This window comes from Kamptonema sp. PCC 6506, assembly GCF_000180455.1.
GTDB lineage: Bacteria > Cyanobacteriota > Cyanobacteriia > Cyanobacteriales > Microcoleaceae > Kamptonema > Kamptonema formosum.
In genome coordinates, this window is record NZ_CACA01000326.1 from 19,157 (window position 1) to 38,134 (window position 18,978).

At 43.3% G+C, this 18,978-nt stretch carries 18 protein-coding genes and 1 tRNA gene; 6 read left to right on the forward strand and 13 right to left on the reverse strand.

The genetic code is table 11. The features are described from left to right. Positions 1-54 precede the first annotated feature (54 nt). The 4 genes from OSCI_RS21615 to ndhL all read right to left on the reverse strand — a co-directional run bounded on the left by OSCI_RS21615 (position 55) and on the right by ndhL (position 2,579). A complete protein-coding gene (locus tag OSCI_RS21615) occupies positions 55-663 on the reverse strand; it encodes a DUF6658 family protein (protein ID WP_007357278.1) in 609 nt (202 codons plus the stop codon). Positions 664-982: 319 nt separating this feature from the next. After that, positions 983-1,780, reverse strand: coding sequence for a tryptophan synthase subunit alpha (trpA, locus tag OSCI_RS21620; RefSeq protein WP_007357279.1), 798 nt, complete (start codon positions 1,778-1,780; stop codon positions 983-985). Positions 1,781-2,057: 277 nt separating this feature from the next. Then, entirely contained in the window at positions 2,058-2,363 is a 306-nt protein-coding gene (locus tag OSCI_RS21625) for a DUF3007 family protein (RefSeq protein ID WP_007357280.1), read from the reverse strand. Beyond that, entirely contained in the window at positions 2,364-2,579 is a 216-nt protein-coding gene (gene ndhL, locus OSCI_RS28725; protein ID WP_007357281.1) for an NAD(P)H-quinone oxidoreductase subunit L, read from the reverse strand. It abuts the gene before it with no gap. A 206-nt stretch (positions 2,580-2,785) separates the two neighbouring features. Between ndhL and OSCI_RS21630 the strand changes: the two genes are divergently transcribed. Next, positions 2,786-2,870 (forward strand) — tRNA-Leu (locus OSCI_RS21630). Positions 2,871-3,079: 209 nt separating this feature from the next. Here the strand turns inward: OSCI_RS21630 and OSCI_RS21635 are convergent. From OSCI_RS21635 to OSCI_RS21655, 6 genes are all read right to left on the reverse strand, one after another. Next, positions 3,080-4,003: a hypothetical protein gene (locus OSCI_RS21635; protein ID WP_007357283.1), complete on the reverse strand. Its 924-nt coding sequence runs from the start codon at positions 4,001-4,003 to the stop codon at positions 3,080-3,082. A 67-nt stretch (positions 4,004-4,070) separates the two neighbouring features. After that, a complete protein-coding gene (locus OSCI_RS21640; RefSeq protein WP_007357284.1) occupies positions 4,071-5,009 on the reverse strand; it encodes a nuclease A inhibitor family protein in 939 nt (312 codons plus the stop codon). Between the two features lie 28 nt (positions 5,010-5,037). Then, a complete protein-coding gene (locus OSCI_RS21645; protein WP_007357285.1) occupies positions 5,038-8,988 on the reverse strand; it encodes a hypothetical protein in 3,951 nt (1,316 codons plus the stop codon). Positions 8,989-9,064: 76 nt separating this feature from the next. Then, the gene (locus OSCI_RS32100) at positions 9,065-9,187 is read right to left on the reverse strand and encodes a hypothetical protein (RefSeq protein ID WP_267879525.1); all 123 of its coding nucleotides are present in this window, start codon (positions 9,185-9,187) and stop codon (positions 9,065-9,067) included. A 2-nt stretch (positions 9,188-9,189) separates the two neighbouring features. Next, a complete protein-coding gene (locus OSCI_RS21650; RefSeq protein WP_007357286.1) occupies positions 9,190-9,408 on the reverse strand; it encodes a hypothetical protein in 219 nt (72 codons plus the stop codon). A gap of 122 nt (positions 9,409-9,530) precedes the next feature. After that, complete coding sequence (locus OSCI_RS21655) at positions 9,531-10,283, reverse strand: Uma2 family endonuclease (RefSeq protein WP_007357287.1); 753 nt, start codon at positions 10,281-10,283, stop codon at positions 9,531-9,533. A gap of 99 nt (positions 10,284-10,382) precedes the next feature. Between OSCI_RS21655 and OSCI_RS21660 the strand changes: the two genes are divergently transcribed. From OSCI_RS21660 to OSCI_RS21665, 3 genes are read left to right on the forward strand one after another with little or no spacing between them, the layout of a single operon-like run. Beyond that, the gene (locus OSCI_RS21660; protein ID WP_007357288.1) at positions 10,383-10,670 is read left to right on the forward strand and encodes a DUF433 domain-containing protein; all 288 of its coding nucleotides are present in this window, start codon (positions 10,383-10,385) and stop codon (positions 10,668-10,670) included. An 8-nt stretch (positions 10,671-10,678) separates the two neighbouring features. Next, entirely contained in the window at positions 10,679-10,804 is a 126-nt protein-coding gene (locus OSCI_RS32105) for a hypothetical protein (RefSeq protein ID WP_007357289.1), read from the forward strand. Next, the gene (locus tag OSCI_RS21665; protein WP_234708792.1) at positions 10,788-11,048 is read left to right on the forward strand and encodes a DUF5615 family PIN-like protein; all 261 of its coding nucleotides are present in this window, start codon (positions 10,788-10,790) and stop codon (positions 11,046-11,048) included. Before OSCI_RS32105 ends, OSCI_RS21665 begins: the two co-directional genes overlap by 17 nt. 131 nt (positions 11,049-11,179) lie before the next feature. Here the strand turns inward: OSCI_RS21665 and ileS are convergent, their stop codons facing one another. Beyond that, positions 11,180-14,731 (reverse strand): isoleucine--tRNA ligase, encoded by a 3,552-nt coding sequence (ileS, locus tag OSCI_RS21670; RefSeq protein WP_007357291.1) that lies wholly within the window; start codon positions 14,729-14,731, stop codon positions 11,180-11,182. Between the two features lie 239 nt (positions 14,732-14,970). On the opposite strand from ileS, the gene OSCI_RS21675 reads away from it, so the two are divergent. Then, positions 14,971-15,243 (forward strand): hypothetical protein, encoded by a 273-nt coding sequence (locus OSCI_RS21675; protein ID WP_007357292.1) that lies wholly within the window; start codon positions 14,971-14,973, stop codon positions 15,241-15,243. Between the two features lie 54 nt (positions 15,244-15,297). After that, entirely contained in the window at positions 15,298-17,322 is a 2,025-nt protein-coding gene (locus OSCI_RS21680; protein WP_267879524.1) for an ankyrin repeat domain-containing protein, read from the forward strand. Positions 17,323-17,479: 157 nt separating this feature from the next. Here OSCI_RS21680 and OSCI_RS21685 read toward each other — a convergent pair whose 3' ends face one another. Continuing rightward, a complete protein-coding gene (locus OSCI_RS21685) occupies positions 17,480-18,127 on the reverse strand; it encodes a TMEM175 family protein (protein ID WP_007357294.1) in 648 nt (215 codons plus the stop codon). Positions 18,128-18,194: 67 nt separating this feature from the next. Continuing rightward, positions 18,195-18,941: an SDR family oxidoreductase gene (locus tag OSCI_RS21690; RefSeq protein ID WP_007357295.1), complete on the reverse strand. Its 747-nt coding sequence runs from the start codon at positions 18,939-18,941 to the stop codon at positions 18,195-18,197. Positions 18,942-18,978: the final 37 nt, after the last annotated feature.

The following is an 18,978-nucleotide window of genomic DNA, read 5'->3' on the forward strand; positions in this document are numbered from 1 at the left end:
ATTTTCTCTTTGCCGTCAATATTCTTGGGAAGCAGCACCCACTTCTCCCACTACTTAGTTAGTAGCTCTATCGGCTGCGCGTTTAACATTGTCTACGCCTTGACTGACTTTAGATTTAAGGGTGTTAGCGCCTTCATCAACCTTATCTTTTGAGCCGCTAGTCGCTTCATTAGCGATATCTTTTGCTCCCTCTATACCCCGGCGAGTATTGTCCTTAATATTCTCCATTCCTTGCTTAGTATTGTCCGCAAACTCCTTAGCTTTGCGTCCGAAAGCGTCCTTATTTTCATCCAGCTTTTGACCAATTTCATCCAGCTTATCTTGGCCTTCATCGCCTACACGCCGAATATTTTCAGGTACATTGTTACTAGATTTGGTACTGATACGACGTTCAGCAGCATCTTTGAGCATCTGAGCTTTGGCTTCTGCGGCGGAAACATTTCCTTTATCTCTGGGGTCAGTATCTTTATAGCCGTTCATTCCCTCTTTGACTTTAGATGTTACCGCCTCAGAAGGAACTTCTTCTCTCACTTGATCGGCAGTTTTTGCTAATACGTCAGGACTATTACAGGCAGTGCTGACTAACATTAGAATTCCAGCCATAAAAGCGGTAAAAATTTGTACGACTCGAATCTTTTTGATGGTCGCTATTAATCTGTTCATAACAATTCTCCATTTTTTTGTAAAACGCTCAATTTCCCTTTGAATTTCTAGGGGAATTTCTGGATACTTAGCATTGCTAAACCAGAGATTTGAGCACTTTTACAGCCTACAAATAAAATGATAAATTCTTCATCTGTCTCAAGTTACATTCTTAGGTCTTACCTACTGATTACGTAGTTATTAAGTAGAAGGATGAAGGAAGAAGGAAGAAGGATGAAGGATTAATCCTTGCAAGTAAAACAATGTCTTCGATCGCGATCTTGATGGGCGATCGCGATCGAAGACATCTATCTAATGGCAGACAAATTTTACACTGGGTCTAATTATTTGTAATTGCTGCTTTGAGACTCTGGCAGAAATGCGCGATCGCATCTAATCCCTGTTCCGGTGTACCATCAGCTAAACGCTTGACAAAGGCACTACCCACAATTGCCGCATCTGCTCCCCATTGTTGCACTTGCTGCGCGTGTTCCGGTGCGGAAATGCCAAAACCAATGCCAATGGGTTTATCAGTGACGCTACGGAGCTCTTGCAGTAAGTCTTGTACTCGTCCCTCTAACCCGGAACGCACGCCGGTAACGCCTGTAACGCTAACTAGGTAAATGAATCCTTGAGATTGCTGCGCGATCGCTTTGATTCGGTCTTTGGGACTGGTTGGGGCAACTAATAAAACCACTTCAATGCCCATTTTACTAGCAGGTGTTAACAAACTTTCGGCTTCTTCCAATGGTAAGTCAGGGACAACTAACCCCTGAACTCCAGCCTTTTTAACTTGCTGCAAAAATGTATCTATCCCTCGGTATAAAATCGGGTTATAGTACGTGAAGAGAATAATTGGCGATCGCAGTTTCGGCGAAACTTTTTCGACCATCGCTAATACGGAGTCTAGCTTAGTTCCCCGTTCTAAAGCGCGAGTAGCGGCCGCTTGAATTACGGGACCATCAGCTAGGGGATCTGAGTAGGGAACTCCGAGTTCAATTATATCTGCACCGTTTTCATCTAAGATTTGCAGTGCTTTAGCAGTAGTTTCTAAGTCTGGGTCGCCGGCGGTGATGAATGGAATTAAAGCACATTTGCCTTGACTGCGAAGGTCTTTAAAACATTGGGAAATTGTCATTTGTTAGTTGTTAGTTGTTAGTTGTTAGTTGTTAGTTGTTAGTTGTTGGTTGTTGGTTGTTGGTTGTTAGTTGTTAATTGTCATTGCGAGCGAAGCGAAGCAATCCCAAGACTTTGTGATTGCTTCGCTTCGCTCGCAATGACATTGTAATACCTTGGCAATGGCATAGTAGTATGCTGAAAATGATATAGTAGTACACTGAAAATGACACATTAAGGATAATCTTCTAAAAATCAGAAATTAACTAGAAGGGCAACTAACCACTAACAACTAACCACTAACTATTACGTTCTTGCTCAATTTCTGCTTGAATTTTGGCTAATTCTTCGGGCGTAAGTTCTTCTAACCGCTTCTGTAAGACTGCTTCTTCGTAGTCTTTTAGTTGTTGGCTGTAAGTCATATTTTGAGTTAGTGCTCGGAATAAATAGGTGAGTAGCCAACCAATTAAGCCGCCAACTAAAAAGACTTGACTCCAGATACCTGCGTTGAGGCTGTCGAGGCCGGCGAATTGTAGCAGCAGGTAGGCTACTCCCCCTGCTGCGAAAATGCCGAGACTGATTGCAATTACGTCTATACGTCGCATTTAAGCTTCAATTTGCCGCCGTTTGGGGCGAAAGTTCAAGAATGGGGCCAGGAGTAACATTCCTGGGAAGAAGAAGGATAGCATAAAGTACATGAAGCCGCGCTCTAGGGAACTAGCGACGTACCAGCGATTATTGAGGTAGGCGTAGGTGAGGGCGGGTACTACTAGGAGATAGGCTCCCGCGAGGGCGGCGTACAGCAGTAGGGTAATATACATGATGTTGATTTTAGGGGATATTGACACCCGGTAACGGGATAGGCGCGATCGCTAATCCTTGATGCTGAATGATTATTGTACTGCTTGGGGGGATGCAGTGTCACTTTTAGGAAATTTTAGATTAGGCCTTGCGTAATTTTAGTGTTTGGCTGTAGAATGAAAGACTGTGGTTGCAAATGGATTAATCCCATAGCAGCTTCACAAAAGGGGGTGTGGCGGAATGGTAGACGCTACGGACTTAAAATCCGTTGACCCGAAACGGTCGTGTGGGTTCAAGTCCCTCCACCCCCATCAAAATTAAGATTTAGAGCGCGATCGCGCTTTTGGGCATATCGCTATTGTAGTGATATGTTCTCTTTTTAATGGGAGCGATCGAAAGGCGAGAAAGACGCTATTATATCTCATCGTTTGCAGGAAAAATGACGGCGGACTGCAAAGAAAATGTCGTTACATCAAGTTGATTGTGTTCAGTCGAAGTCTCATTTTCATCTAGCCTGTCTCTAGGGATTGTATTCAAACTCTGCGATCGCATTGATCCCCAACCAGTCTCCTGTTGTAGCTTCACCAATTTTGTAAATGTAACCGATATCCCAAAAGGAAAGATGATAAGCTTTGATACCGCGTAATTTTGAATTTAGAAACTCAAACAGCTTCTCATTTTTACTCGTCAGATTTATGGTATCAACAGAATTTAAAGTTGTAACTCTCAGCATTTCCGCCGCCTGTAAAGCTTGCTCAAAAGCTTTAGCTTTTGTAGCCGAAGCTGCACCGACAATTTTATATTCATAAGTATAGTTATAGCCGCCGTGATAGTATCCATAAATGCCGATCGGAGTCAATTCAGCAAGAACTGTTTGAATTTGAGAGGCTAGTGCTAAAGTATTTTTTCCTAAAGAGCGATCGCACAGAATTTGCGCGTCACCGGAAATAAAATCACTACTGGCATTAGGAAAGCCAACTTGGTCGGGAATAGTTGGAGATAAACAAATCCATTCATCGTCATCTGTTTGACCAATAACAACGCAAAAATTAAAGTAGGGATGACTCAATCTTAAACACTCAGGTAATTGGTGGTGAGTGCTAATATTAATAGCCTGAATATCCCTTAAATTTGACTTGAGCAATTGCCAGAGAGATTGATACTTTTCTGCTCTCTCTGCTTCTGTATCGGCATCTAAAATATTATCGCGTTTTTCTCTTTCTGGTGCATAAAAATCTTCCTTGCTAGCCGTTCCTCGGCGCTCTGTAACTTGCCAACTTTCTATTGCTAATTCTACATCAGTGAGTCGGGCGAAGCCATTAACACTCATCAAATTTAACACATTAAATTTGCCTTGTTCCTCAGTGTCCCAAAAGAAAGCGCTATCGGGATAGTAGCTGAGAACTTCTAAAGTGGCGAGTAGCTGTTCTGTTTCCAATTTCATATTGACAAAAAATTCTAAGCTAATTAATATTCAGCGATCGGTTTTACCCATAGTTAACACAATGTCTCTATCCCCTGTATTCAAAATCAGAGATCGCATTGATACCCAGCCACTCTCCTGTTGCAGCTTGACCAATTTTGTAAATGTAACCCATATCCCAAAAACAAAGTGTATAAAATTTGAGATGGCGTAATTTTAAATTTATAAAGTCGATTAGCCTCTGTTTTTCTGATGTATTTGGTATATAATAATCAAGATTGGAAGTTGTAACTATTAGCATTTTTGCTACCTGTAAAGCTTTTTCAAAAGCTAGAGCTTTTGTAGTGCCAGCCGCACAGACAATTTTATGTTCATAAGTATATTTGTAGCCACCGCCGTCGTATCCATGAATACTGATTGGAGTTAATTGAGCAAGAATTCTTTGAACTTGAGTAGCTAATGCTAAAGTAGTTTCTCCTAGAGAGCGATCGCATAGCGTTTGCGCCTCATTGTAATTAGGAGCGCGGACATCGCGAAAGTTAAATTGGTTAGCCATAGTGGGAGTTAAACAGATCCAGTCACCGTCCTCTGTTTTGCCAATAATAACGCAAAAGTTTAAATATCGGTGGTGAGCGCTGAGATTAAAAGCTTGAATATCTCTTAAATTTGAATTGAGTAATTGCCAGAGAGATTGATACTTTTCTGCTCTCTCCGCTTCTGTCTCAGCATCCAATATATTATCGCTTTCTTCCCAATCTGGCGAGTAAATGCTGTTCTTAAATGCTTTTCCTCTGCGCTCTGTAGCTTGCCAACTTTCTATTGCTAATTCTACATCAGTAAGTCGGGATAAGCCATTAGCAATTGTCAGATTAAACACATTAAATTCGGCTTGTTCCTCATTTTCCCAAAAGAAAGCGCGGGTGGGATATTCATCGGTATTTTCTTCAATTTCGCAAAACAATTCGCTGTTGATATATTTGCATAAAACCTCTAAAGTGCCTAGTAGTTGTTCAGTTTCCAATTTCATGTTGACAAAATTCCAAACTAATTAATATTCAGAGATAAGCTTTACCCGTAGCTCGGACAATGCGGTTGCTATCTTCAGCGAGTAGCTGACGAATCTCTGGCGGAGTAGCTGGATTGTTAGCAACAGCATACCGCTCTAGCCAAGATGCCGACTCGGAACCCTGACGCAGCGCCTCAGCAGGAGTCAGGGGGTGCATTAATGCTACAAACCTGACAAAGGGCCTGGAAGATTGGACGTATTCAGAAAGCAGTGACGGGAGATCGTCAGTATTGGGATTGTATATGCGGCTGAGTCCGCGCAGGGTGGGGCTAACCTGGCGAGTCGGTGGCTGCAATTCCCTGAGCGATTCTCCCACAGATGCAGGCTTATTGGGATTTCGAGATACGGCGAGGCGAACTTCGACTCTTCGATCTTGGGCCAATTGTTCCAAAGCTGGCACAGGTGTGTTGCGATTGGCGGCGACAGCGGTACGAACCGCAGCATCTGCGTCAGTTGCCAAGATTTCTAATGCTGGCGCTGGCGTGTTGCGATTGGCGGCTACTTTCTGGCGAACGTCCTTATTTTCATCGCTGGCTAATGCTTCCAAAATTGTAATGGGGCAGTGCGATCGCTCTGCTAGTTCCAGCCGCACAGCAACATCTTCATCCCTAGCTAACAGCGCCCAAAGTTCCAGAGTAATGTTGGGATTATGAATCAGTTTACTGCGGACATTGGGACTCGGATCTCTAGCTAGGCGTTCCAAAAGCTCAGGAGTTAGATTAGGATTCCTGGTCAAAGCTTCCAGTACCTCCTCATCAGTTCTTCTGGGAAAAAACATTGAATGGTCAGTCGAGGGAGTTGCACTCTCCTCTCTGAGAAATTCCCTGTTAGCAAGCATTTCTAAAGCCGCTAAAGGAGTGCGGGGATTGCTGGCGATAAATATCCGAATTTGATTTTTGTCAGCACCCGCCATCATTGTTTTTAAGGCATTCTTTGTATCTGAGGGAGCATTGGCTTCACTGTGGTTAAATCTAGCCAGCAATTCTAAGGCAGTATCAGGGGTATTGGGATTGAGGGCAACGTTGTAGCGAACGGTATAGTCTTGATGCTCAGCTAGTCGCTCTAAAACGCTTGCAGGAGTATTTGCCTTGCTCGCTACTATACGGATAGTAGCCAAGTCAGAATTGCTAGCTAATTGTTCTAGAACTATTGGCGGGGTATTGCGATGCTGTGCCACTAGATAGCGAATGGAATTAGGGCTGTGATTGGCTAATCGTGCTAAGGTGCTGGCAGGCATTTGGGAACCTTCAACCGGATGTTTCAGCAAATCGGCTAGCACTTTGGGATTAGATTGGCCGCGACTCGCGGCCTCTGCTAGAACGCTGCCGGGAGTATTGGGGTTAGAGGCATTAAAAATCCCTTCTTGCAACCCCAATCGCTCCAAAATCTCCACAGGCGTATTACGGTTAGCGACTACTTTATTCTTGATTTCGCGGTTGGAATTATTCGCCAATTGCACTAAAATTTCTGCGGGAGTTTCTGGGTTTTCAGCAACCAATGCTCTAACACCTTCTGACTCATCATTGGCTAGCTGTTCTAAAACTTCAACAGGGGTTGGTCTGTTGAATTGCTTCCTTGCCAGGGCACTGCGGACTTTAAAACTCGGATCGCGGGTTAATTCTAGGCGACTTGTCAAGGGTAAGTTGGGATTTGCTGCCAAACATTCCCGGACGCTTTCATCAGCATCTCTGGTTAGCTGCTCTAGGATATTAACGGGCGTTCTATAATCGCGGGCAATTTTCATGCGGGAAGCTAGATCGCCGTTCCTGAGTACCTGTGCGATCGCGTAGGGACTGTGTAGCCGACTGGCGAATAATTCATTAGCTTTGGCTATTTCTTCTGCTGCTTGCGACTCTAACTCAATCCGATCGACGATTAGCGGATCTAGATTTGGATTTTTGAAAGCTTCCTCTTGAACGCCGTTTTTTCCCTTTTTAAGACCAAGTTCTTCTAAGATATCTATCGGCGTACTGGGATTTTTTGCCAACAGTTCCAGAGTGTAAGGGTTGTCCTGTTGGGCTGCTTGTCTCAATATACTGACGGGAGCATTGGGATTAGCTGCGATCGCCTGTACCATACCTGTACCCTGCTGGGCAAGTTGTTCGAGAATAAATACGGGGGTATTGGGATTTTTGGCGATCGCTTCCCTGATATCGCGCCAACCAGAAGCGATCGCCTGTTGCAAATATTCGATTCGCTGTGCTTCTGAAATCGCGGGGTTATACCCTAAAGCTACGCGCACCCTCCAATTCCCGGACTCCGCTTGAGGATCTATTTGCTGCAATTTTGCTAGTGCGCTTGGCGGAGTATTGGGATTACCTGCAAGAGCGACTAAAAGAGAACGGTCTCTCCGATTATTGCGCCAAGATAGCGTCATCAGCAAACCGTAAAGAGGGAGTAGATCGAGCCGCTGTCGGAGGATTGAATTTACCTCTGTCGCTATTTCTACGTCGCCGGACATCCCAATCATAGCTGCTGACACTCTATGCAACTCCTGAAGTTTCCGTTGGCTTAGAATGGGAAGGATTTTTTCCCACTGTTGCAAAATTGGTTCGCATAAGCTGGGATCTTTTTGATTTAGCCAAAACAATAACTGAGATGGCGATCCAATGTTAAGCAGGGGGCGGATTCCTCGCATTTGGGGTTCGTAGGAAATGTATTGATGGAGTCTTTCCCATATATCGCCGCCGTAGATGGTAGAAGTCACAAATTCTAAAATGGGAATAGGGGTACTTGGGTGTGCGGCGATCGCGACGCGAATCTTCTCGTCAGACTCAGTTGCCAACTGCTGTAAAAGCTGCGATCGCAAAGCATCAGGTGTATTGAGATTTTGTGCTACCGCCAACCGCACTTTAGGATCGGCATCTCGTGCCAATTGCTCTAAGGTACTCGCTAAAACTTGCGGATGTTCGGCAATTTTCGCACGATTAGATTCAGATGAGCTATCAAGCATTTGTGCCAAGATCGTTCCTGGTAGGTTTGGCTGTTTAAGCAGCGAGTAGTGCAGGTTGCGATCGCCAGCTAATTGTTCTAAAACGCTGATAGGTAGGTTATTTCTGTTGATAATAACATTGCGGTAGTTAGGAAGTAATTGCAGCAAAGTTGCTTCGGAAGCGTTAGGATGTTTCGCCACAGCATCCCGAACCGAGTTTTCGGAATGATTAGCCAGCATAACGATCGCGCCTTCTGGCGATGCAGGGTTACGAGCTACTGCTAATTGAATTTTCTCATCAGTATCACCCGCCAACTTCACCAATACTTCTGGCGGCGTATGAGGATTTTGAGCAACTGTTAAACGCACCCAAGACCAACTACTCTCTCCTAAAATCGCCAACTGTTGCGGCTCTGTATTCCAATCTTGAGCAGCATTGTGCTGACTTTCCACACGCAGAATTAACTCTGTCGGACAATTGGGATTATACTGAACTGCTCGGCGAATTGGTAACTCCAAATCGCCCGCTAATTGCTCTAAAATTGCTAAAGGTGCATCCGCCAATTCTGCCATCTGAAGACGCGGTTCTAGTGAAGGTTCTCTCGCCAAACGCTCCAATATTTTGATGCGAAACCGAGTAGGTAAATAGGGGTTGCGAAGTCCTTCCAAGAGGGGATTTGCCGGAACCCATTCGCTTAGAAAATAGTCGGGAACCGGAGCAAATTTAAGCAATTCTACTGCGAGTCTATCATTTTGTTCTAGTTGAGCATTTCGCAACACTGCATCTGCCACATCTTCCCAATTTTCTACTATTTCTCCTCCCCAATTTACATGGAGTCTTGCAGCTTCCGCTACTTGGCAATTTGAACTATTTACCAGCACTTCTAACAAGTTGCGCGGCGTTAAGAGATAATTAGCAACTGATATTTGAAAACTTATAGGTTGAGTGATTAACTGTTCGGGATTATCTACAAAAGGTTGGATATCTGCAAAATTGAGCGATTGCATAAAATAAAACCTCCTAGCCGTTAGCTAACTGCAAAGTAATTTATGCTAAAATTAAATTATAACATTTAACCCCAAATTAATCCATGCCAACTTTAACTGATTTATATATAACTGATGATAGAATTACCGCCGGACGACGTTTAATGCCAGTGACACCAGGAAAATCTACTGTCACCACATCACCAGGATTAAAAGACACTATTACATCTCCTCGTTTTCAGGAAAAAGGGCGCTAGCGTACTGCAAAGAAAATGTGGTGACATCAAGTTTATCTTCTTCATTCCAAGTCTCACTTTCATCGACGATAGATAGATTTTGCTGCACCAAATCGTTGAGAATAAGAGTTGCCAAGCGTAATCTCTCGGTTGGCGAAAGGGTAGAAAGAACGCGATCGTAAACTTCTTGGACAGTGATTGACATAGCAAATCCTCCTGCTTCTTAATCTTGTAGAACACTTAGGGAAGATTGATTACTGTTAATGGGGGTTCAAAAACCGGATTTTTTACTAAATACTTCGTTATAACCAAACGTGCAGTTATTTATTAACTTTTCGGTTTAGGGAGGCTTTCAGGGTCTATCCCTCCCTGGCGTAATTGTTCGAGTAAAGCTTGATAACGCTGTCGTTCTTGTTCGTGTTGAGCAATAGCTTCCTCTGCTCGTTGCCGTTCTAATTCAGTTTGAGCTTGAGCAAATTCTTTCTCTTGCCTTTCCTGTTCTCGAAGTCCATCCAATTCTACAGAAGTGAGGAACTTTTGGCCATCTGGTCGATAAATTTCCAAGTTATTTTCTGTCAGTTGAAAACGGATTCCTAACAGCGGACTCACCCAACCATTCATCTCTGGAATACTCTCTAACCAATCTCCAGAACGGATCGATCCAACTAATTCTATATCATCCGGGTCATAAATGTAATATTCTCTAACTCCATACCGTTGATAAAACAAAAGTTTATCCATCATTTTCCCGGCTCGATTTCCCGGTGAGAGAATTTCAAAAACAACTTGGGGTACTATGTTATCTTCTTCCCATTGTCTATAGGAACCTCTGTCACCTTTTGGTCTACCAAAAACTACCATTGCATCGGGAGCTAGGCGAATCTTATTATTTCCCTCAACGGGATACCAGAGTAAATCACCTGCAACAAAAACATCTGGATTATTAGCAAACAAAATTTCTAAATTTTCTTTAATGGTAACAATCCAGCGAAATTGTTTAGTATTGTCTGCCATTGGTTCACCGTCGCAGTCTGGATAGATGATTTCTGCTACAGTTTCAGCGGGTAATTGTTGTACCATAACTGTTAACGGATTGAGGATGCTGAGTTTAGTATAGCTCAAAAATTTAATAAATTTATGGTATAATTAAATCCTAATCTTTAACCCCAGATTCCCATAATGCCAACTTTAACTGATATTGGCACTTTAATTATCCGCGATCCGCACCTTCGCAATGGCATCCCTATCATAGCAGGAACTGCCACATCAGTACAGCGAATTGCCGCCTTATACAAACAAGGCAATAATGCTGAAGAAATAGCAGCCGATTTGGATCATCTCACCTTAGCACAAGTTTATGCTGCACTAACTTATTATCACGCAAATCGAGCGGAAATAGAAGCCGATTTAGCGGCTGAAAAAGCAGAATATGAGCGTTTAACAGGATTAAATAAGCTAAAAATGTAGGCAATAGCATGAGCCAAATTCGTCTTTACTTAGATGAAGATTCCCGCAGCAAAAAACTATTACAAGCTTTAGAAAGTCGTGGTGTAGATATCTATCATTACAGTGGCGGAAACAGGGATGTTATCTCGCAGTGATGAAGAGCAACTGATTTGGGCTTTTGCGAATCAAAGGGTAATTTATAGTTTCAACACTAGGGATTTTTATAGAATCCATACCAATTGGCTAGAAAGAGGTAACTCTCATGCAGGAATTATTTTAGGACAGCAAAATTATTCTGTGGGAGAACAAATGCGTCGCCTTTTGAGTCTAATTTCTGCCAAGTCAGCCGAAGAAATGCAAAATCAAATAGAGTTTCTTAGTGCTTGGAATGAAGAGTAAGCATATTGCGACAGAAGAAACCGAATATGCTACTGGTTAAAAAACTAGGCAATCAATAGACATCTCCAAAAAAGAATCTCAAACTCTTAGTCTGTCTGAAAAAACCTAATTTTTGGAGATGCCTAATTAACTTAAAATTGCCCTGCTAATGCTGGTACGCACCTTTCACAAAGTAAAGGATGTTCCTCTGACTCCCCAACATGAGTAGAATAATTCCAACAGCGATCGCACTTTTGCCCGTCTGCTTTGACTACACCCACCCCCAAGTCTTCTGAATTAAAGCTGTAGGGTATTCCCTCTAAACCTTCAGAACTTTCTAAAAGTTCCACCTGAGAAGCAATTAACAGATAGCGCAACTCGTCTACACCGTTACCAGTCGCAGAATTGTGCAGTTTTTTGATTGCCGAGGCAGGCTTTTTAACAGCAGAGAGTTGAGATACAATTTCCGCAGTATTGCTGATTGCTGGTACTTCTACCTTAATCTCCTCTGGTTGAGATGCGATCGCTTTCGCCTCAACAACAGTTTCTCCTGCTTGTTTCCCCAATACCTCTACTTTCAGAGTTTCAACCTTTTCTGACAATTCTTGCCGATTAGCTGCAAATAGCAAATGTTGCCAAACAAACCAGATTGCATATCCAAAACCAATGAGTTCAAATGTCTCTCCCAGCAGTGGAATTTGATTAATCGTATCCAGTACCGCCCCGATTGCTTTTGCAACTGCAAACACTGCAAATAGGAGGATAACTGTAACGGCAGCTTGCTGATTTTCTGCTAAAAATTGACCCGAAAACCTCGGTAAATCGCTGATAAATTCTGTTACCTTTTCGACAATTTCCCTCGGTTCGATGAAGGATTGTTGGGATTCACTATTAGCAATATCGGCAGCATTATCTGCTGCTATTTCACCGTGTTCTACTGATACTTCTTTCTCCAGTTCTATTGATTTTTCATCCTCAATATGCGGGTGCATATATTTTGCTGCTAACCCTTCCGTGCTCGGATTTAAAGCTTGCAGTTTTTCCCGTTTTTCCGCATCGGGGACGTAAAGCAAAACCTTAGCTTCCAAAGGAGCACCGATCGCCTTTTCACTGCGGGCTAATTCTAGAACCTTATTGACTTCGCCGCGAACTTGCCGCAAATATTCCCAGGATTTACCTAATTCTGGGTTATGCCAGCGGTGATCTATTTGCACCCAACCCGCCTCAAATACTGATTTGTAAGCTGTGGGATAGGGGATGTATTGCCAAATATCTTCTGCTAAGTGGCATAAAACAGGCGCGATCGCCCTTGCTAAACTCTCCACCGCGATCGCGAGTACTGTCTGGCAACTGCGGCGGCGTAAGGAATCTTCTGCACTGATATAAAGCCGATCTTTGGCAATATCCAGATAGAAATTCGATAAGTCAACGACGCAGAAATTCTGCACTGTTTGGAAAAATCGGAAAAACTGGAAGCTGTCAAAAGCATCTTTTACTTCTGTAAATACTTCCGTCATTCGGTGCAGCATATAACGGTCTAATTCGGGCAGTTCTTCATAACTAACTGCATTTTTTGCGGGGTCGAAATCGTGCAAATTTCCCAATAAAAACCGCGCTGTATTGCGAATTTTCCGGTAAACATCCGCTTGCTGTTTGAGGATGTTTTTACCCAAGGGCACGTCTGCGGAATAGTCTACGGAAGATACCCACAACCGCAAGACATCAGCACCATATTCATTGATAACAACGGCAGGATCGACGACATTACCCAGAGATTTGCTCATTTTGCGGCCTTGTTCGTCCAATACAAAACCGTGTGTTAAAACAGTTTTATAAGGAGCAATGCCATTATTAGCAACGCTAGTAAGTAAACTGGATTGAAACCAGCCGCGATGTTGATCCGATCCTTCTAAATACATTTCAGCAGGATAGTGCAATTCTTCTCGGCCTTTGGCAACGGCGGCCCAAGAGGAACCGGAGTCAAACCAGACATCCATTGTGTCTGTACCTTTGCGATAGGTTTTGCCGTTATTCCGATAGGATTCTGGCAATAATTCTTCTATTGGCAATTCCCACCAAGCATCGGAACCTTTTTGTGCAAAGATCGCCTGTACGTGAGCGATCGTTTCTTCATTCAGCAAGGGTTCCCCGGTTTCTTCGTCGTAGAATGCAGGGATAGGTACGCCCCAACTGCGTTGACGGGAGATGCACCAATCACTGCGATCGCTTACCATTGCGGTAATTCTATTTTCGCCTTGGGCGGGTATCCACTTCACATCCGCGATCGCTTTTAGCGCTGCTTCTCTAAATCCTTCCACCGACGCGAACCACTGTTCCGTCGCCCTAAATATTGTCGGCTTTTTCGTCCGCCAGTCGTAGGGGTAAGAGTGAGCGTAAACTTCTTCTTTAATTAAAGCACCGGCCCCGGCCAGAGCATCAATTACCGCGCCATTGCCATCGCCAAGGACGTTCAAACCCTCAAATTGTCCCGCTTCTGCGGTGAAATTACCATTATCGTCAACTGGTGAGAGTAAAGGTAAACCGTAGCGTTGACCTACTTGATAATCTTCTTGGCCGTGTCCCGGCGCGGTATGTACCAAACCCGTACCAGAATCCGCCGTGATGTAGTCGCCGCCGATTACAACGGGACTTATGCGGTCAAATAGGGGATGTTTGTAGGTAGATTTTTCTAAATCTTTGCCTTGGATGGTAGCCAGTACCTCTAGTTTGGTATTTAAGGTAGCTGACAATTTTTCTACCAAGTCAGCGGCCACGATCAGAGTTTTTTCTACCTTGGTACTTAACTCTTTATTCTCTGGCGTTTTTTTGAGTTCAATTGCACTCAATTCTTCACTCTCTGGCGAATTTTGAGCGCCATTGGTGCTCAATCCTTCCCCTGAGAATTTTACTACTGCATAAGTCAAGTCGGGATTGACTGCTACAGCTAGGTTGGCGGGAATTGTCCAAGGCGTAGTTGTCCAGACTGCTAAGTGGAGATTCGGCAGATAAGGAGTCAGCGCCTTTGCCGACTTTGCCAACTTCGCGATCGCTAAAGCAACATAAATACTGCGAGAAGTGTGACCTTCGGGATACTCCAATTCTGCCTCAGCCAAAGCCGTCTTAGAACTAGGACTCCAGTGTACCGGTTTCATCCCGCGATAGATGTAACCTTTAAGCACCATTTGGGCAAAAACGCCGATTTGTGCTGCTTCGTATTCTGGTTTTAACGTCAAATAAGGGTGTTCCCAGTTTCCCCAAATGCCATAACGCTTAAACCCTTCCCGTTGCTGTTCCATCGTAGCGATCGCAAAATCCCGCGCTTGGCGACGAAGTTCGATCGTAGTCAGCTTTTGCCGAAGGGCAGGCTTCATATCCTGTAAGACTTTCAGCTCAATTGGTAGACCGTGACAATCCCATCCAGGGACATAACGGACTTTCCTACCTTGCAGCATTTGGTAGCGGTTAATCGTATCCTTAAGAATCTTATTCAGGGCGTGGCCGATGTGGAGTTGCCCGTTAGCGTAGGGTGGCCCGTCGTGGAGAATGAACAACTCACCCGGATTGTTCTGTGACAGGCGATCGTATATATGTTGATCTGCCCAAAATTGTTGCAGTTCAGGTTCCCGTTTGACAGCGTTGGCACGCATATCAAACTTAGTCTTGGGCAGGTTTACGGTATCTTTATAGGATTTTAGTTCTGTCACAGCCGGATGCTCAAGATGTTACAAAGCTGGTTTTGCTTTTATCTTAGCGCTTTTGGGGATATTGAGCAGATTAATTTCAGGGGTCAAGCTCAGGGGTATGCTGATGGGTGTCAATAGCTTTGTGTAGGGGTGCGATCGCACAAGGCCGAAGGCAGACGGTAGAAGTTAGAAGGAGTCACCCCCGTAATGGCCTGGATATAATCAAGGAGGATAATTATTATCTACAGAGATCGTGCGATATGGAAGTAATTAGAGTCGGCCTTGTACTCATAATATTGGTATCTGGTCTAGTGACATGGTGGAAAGCTGGCTTCAAATGCCCTTTTTACATTCATGTCATTGGAGTTATCGGAACTGCACTTGGGGTCTGGATTGCCTACACTCTCGATCCAGAAACAGATGCTAATAAATGGCCGCTATTAGGCAAATGGTGGATTGTATTGATCTTGCCAGCATTTGTATACGGTGGATTTGCAATTTATGGGCGGGGTGTTTATTCTAACAGAAAGTAATGAGAATATACTTGATTAAACTCAGTTTGTAGCCTGCATAGTTATTTAGATATATTGGTTGAGTACAAGTCTAATCCGATACTTCAATTTAAACTGGAGAATAGCGTGAGAGAAGCAAGCAAGGGAATACAAGCATTATTTTCCGCCATTAAAATATCTGATCTTGAACAAATTAAACAACTCCTTGTATCAGGTCTCGATCTCGATCAAAAGGACGTTAAAGGACAGACTGCTTTAACTTTAGCTGCCAGTATTGGCAACTCAAAAATCATAGAGCTACTAATCTCCGCAGGAGCAAAAATTAACCCAGAACCAGAGCCATTAGTCTTAAACCCAAGCATCTCAGTCCCACAACTACCTGGTGGACAGAATCTTGGCACTTTAATTACCCAAGCTTTAACGGAGGCTCCTGAAGAAGTAAAAAATTTTTACGATGGTTTTATTTCTATTGTGGATAATATATCAGATAAATCGGATCGATCTTCAGAGAATGGAATAGATGGTCAGATAAAAATTTCACAAGAAGCGGTGTCTGAAGACAAAGACAACGATTACGATGAAGATGATAGCGATCGAGAAGATTGTCAAGATGATGAGTTAGCAAGTACACCACTTGAAGCAGCAGTTCTAAAGGGTGATATTGATACGGTTAGAATCCTACTTCAGGCTAGCGCAAATCCAAATCCATCCGCCTGGTATCAAACTCCCGTGCTTGTGATTGCTGCCCACAAAGGTCATGTAGAGATTGTGCAAGAGTTGATTGCAGTAGGGGCAAATGTTAATCGTGGGTTTGACAAATTGCCATTGCATACTGCGGCTGAAGAGGGACATCTGGAGATTGTTCGCCTATTACTTGATGCGGGTGCTGAGATTGAAGGATATGAAGAAGACAATTGGACTGCACTAATGGCTGCGTCTTTTGCAGGGCATTTACAAGTTGTTCAACTGTTAGTTGAAAGAGGGGCTGATGTAAATGCCTGGAGCCAGGGAGAAACACCTTTGATGTTGGCAGCTAAGGGCGTTTACCGTGATATATACGAGTTTCTCTATCCTCTGGTTTCCGATCGGATTCGTGCCATAGGCGATCGCGATGCCGAACAAAAAATGGCAAAAACGATCAGAAGACAAACTAGAGAGCAAAATAAAGCCGTTGAAAAGCTAATTGATGCAACTATGGATGGCAATCTTAAAAAGGTTCAAAATTTAATTGCCAGTGGTGCAGATGTTAATAGTATCGGCTCTTGCAATCGCACCGCGATGTCGTTAGCAATTCAAATGGGTCAAATTCCCATCATTCAGGCTTTGTTAGATGCTGGGGCAAATCCCAATTTGCCTGATGAAACCGATGAGGGACTGGCTGACAACTCTCCGTTAATGGAGGCAGTTAGTACGTTTTTTGCTACCAATCGACCTGAGATGGTGCGTCTGCTTATTCAACGAGGAGCGAATGTGAATCAGCAGGATAGTCAAGGGCAGACAGCTTTAATGCACGCCTTGGGATATTCGGATATTGGTGCGATCGAAGCCTTGATCGAAGCTGGTGCAGACTTGAATATACGCGATTGCGATGGTAATACAGCATTGATGATAGCAGAGTTTAGAGAACTATCTAAACCTGCTAATATCTTTAAGCAAGCGGGTGCATCTCAAGAAGGGCTTAAAGAAGTTGAATTGATTAAATGTGTGACAAAGGGTGACATTAAAAAGGTCAAATCTTTGCTTCAAGAAAATGTTAATGTCAATTTTAGTGTATGCGAAACTACAGCTTTATGTCAAGCTGCATCTCAAGGACATCTTGAGATTGCTAGATTGTTAATTGCAGCCGGAGCAAATGTGAATCAAAGGGCAAGTGAAGGATATTTCAATCCACTCCTTTATGCCGCTTATGACGGGAATTTAGAAATTGTTCGGGTCTTGCTAGAAGCAAATGCAGATATTCATGTGAGAGTTACAGATTATTTAAATCCTCTTGAGTACGCAGAGTTGGGAAAATTAGAAGGGCATAAAAAAGGTCAACAATTTGATGAAGTAATAGCCCTTTTAAAGCATTATGGTGCTAGCAAGTCTGTAGAGTATTAAAATACATAGTGCGCTCTTTTTTTGCAGTTGTGGCAATGCACATAATTAGAGGAATTTAGCAGGATATGTCAACGATGCAATGGTATAACTAACCTTCTGAATCGTCTAAGCATAACGATAAAAATGTTATCCAAAATACCGCAGGCGCAAAGACTGATTAAAGAGTAGGTGGCTCTCGATATACTGGTTGTTTTGACGGCAGTAAATACAAAAATGTTAACCCAACTGCGATCGCAATACCAACTACTGGCTGAAACACTGAGACAACGAGTGCAAACAAGTAAAAAATTACCGAGAATCCATATTGCTTGGTAAGATAATTAACAAAATGCGGGCTAAGACGACCATCAATCAGCCGATAGTGAGAGGAAGCGTAGAGCCATACTAAAAACCAAGATGCGGCTGGTAATAATAACCCAAATACATAAAATATTATTACCGTTTTTTGCTCCTTCACATCTAGTAAATGTTCGCCTAGTACCGCCGTTGGAAAAGGTAAAAACGAGATGCACATTAGGAAGAATATATTAAGCAGATTAAACACATGATCTGTCTTCTGGTAAATTCTAAAAATGTAATGATGATTAACCCAATAGATCCCAATCATTACAAAGCTAAAAATGTAGGCAAAATAAGATGGCCAAAGAGAAACTAATGCGGTAGCCACACTCTGATGTGTAGCATCCGTGTGTGGGAGGCGGATTTCTAAGATCAGTAAGGTAATGGCAATGGCAAAAACACCGTCGCTGGAAGCTTCAATGCGTTGGGTATTCAATTCCTCTTGATGTTGATTTTGTTCCTGCATAAGTCGTATAATTTATTTTGTGTGCCGATTGGCAGGGAAACAGTGTTTAACTATCCTGAAATCAGGTTTAGATGATACCGCCATTAGCCCGAATATTTTGTCCGGTAATCCAGCGGGAATCATCGCTTGCTAGAAATGCTACAATATCGGCAATATCTTGCACTTCTCCCAATCGTCCCAGTGCTGACGCTTGCACAAAATATTGAATTTGGGCTTCGGTTTTTCCTTCTCGAAATAGGGTAGTATCTATTGGCCCGGGAGAAATAACATTAACAGTAATTCCCCGTTGACCTACTTCTTTTGCCAGTACCCGCGTCAATTGTTCAACTGCTCCCTTAGTCGCAACATAAGCTCCATAAGTTGGCAGCATCATCAAAGTAGTTGAAGAGGAAAAATTAATGATGCGTCCCCCATCTGCTAGGCGTTGAGCCGCTTGTTGGCAAGCGAAAAAAGTCCCTTTAACGTTAACTGCAAAAATCTTGTCAAATTCAGCTTCCGTAAAGTCAGCAATTTTTTTATTAGTCAGGATTCCGGCATTATTAACCAGAATGTCAATTTTACCAAAATGTTCAATTGTGCGATCGAATAGCCGTTGAATATCGGCAACAGAACTCACGTCTCCCTGAAGGGCGATCGCACTCCCGCCTTCTGCTTCAATCGCCTCTACAACTTCTTGAGCTTGACCCGTACTCCCAGCATAATTAATGACAAGTGATGCACCTTCTTGAGCTAGTTTGAGTGCGATCGCCCGACCAATTCCTCTAGCTGAACCAGTCACTAACGCCACCTTGTCGGTTAATTTCCCTGTTGTCATAAAATTTTTGTCGGTTAATGCTTCACCTTCCTAACAA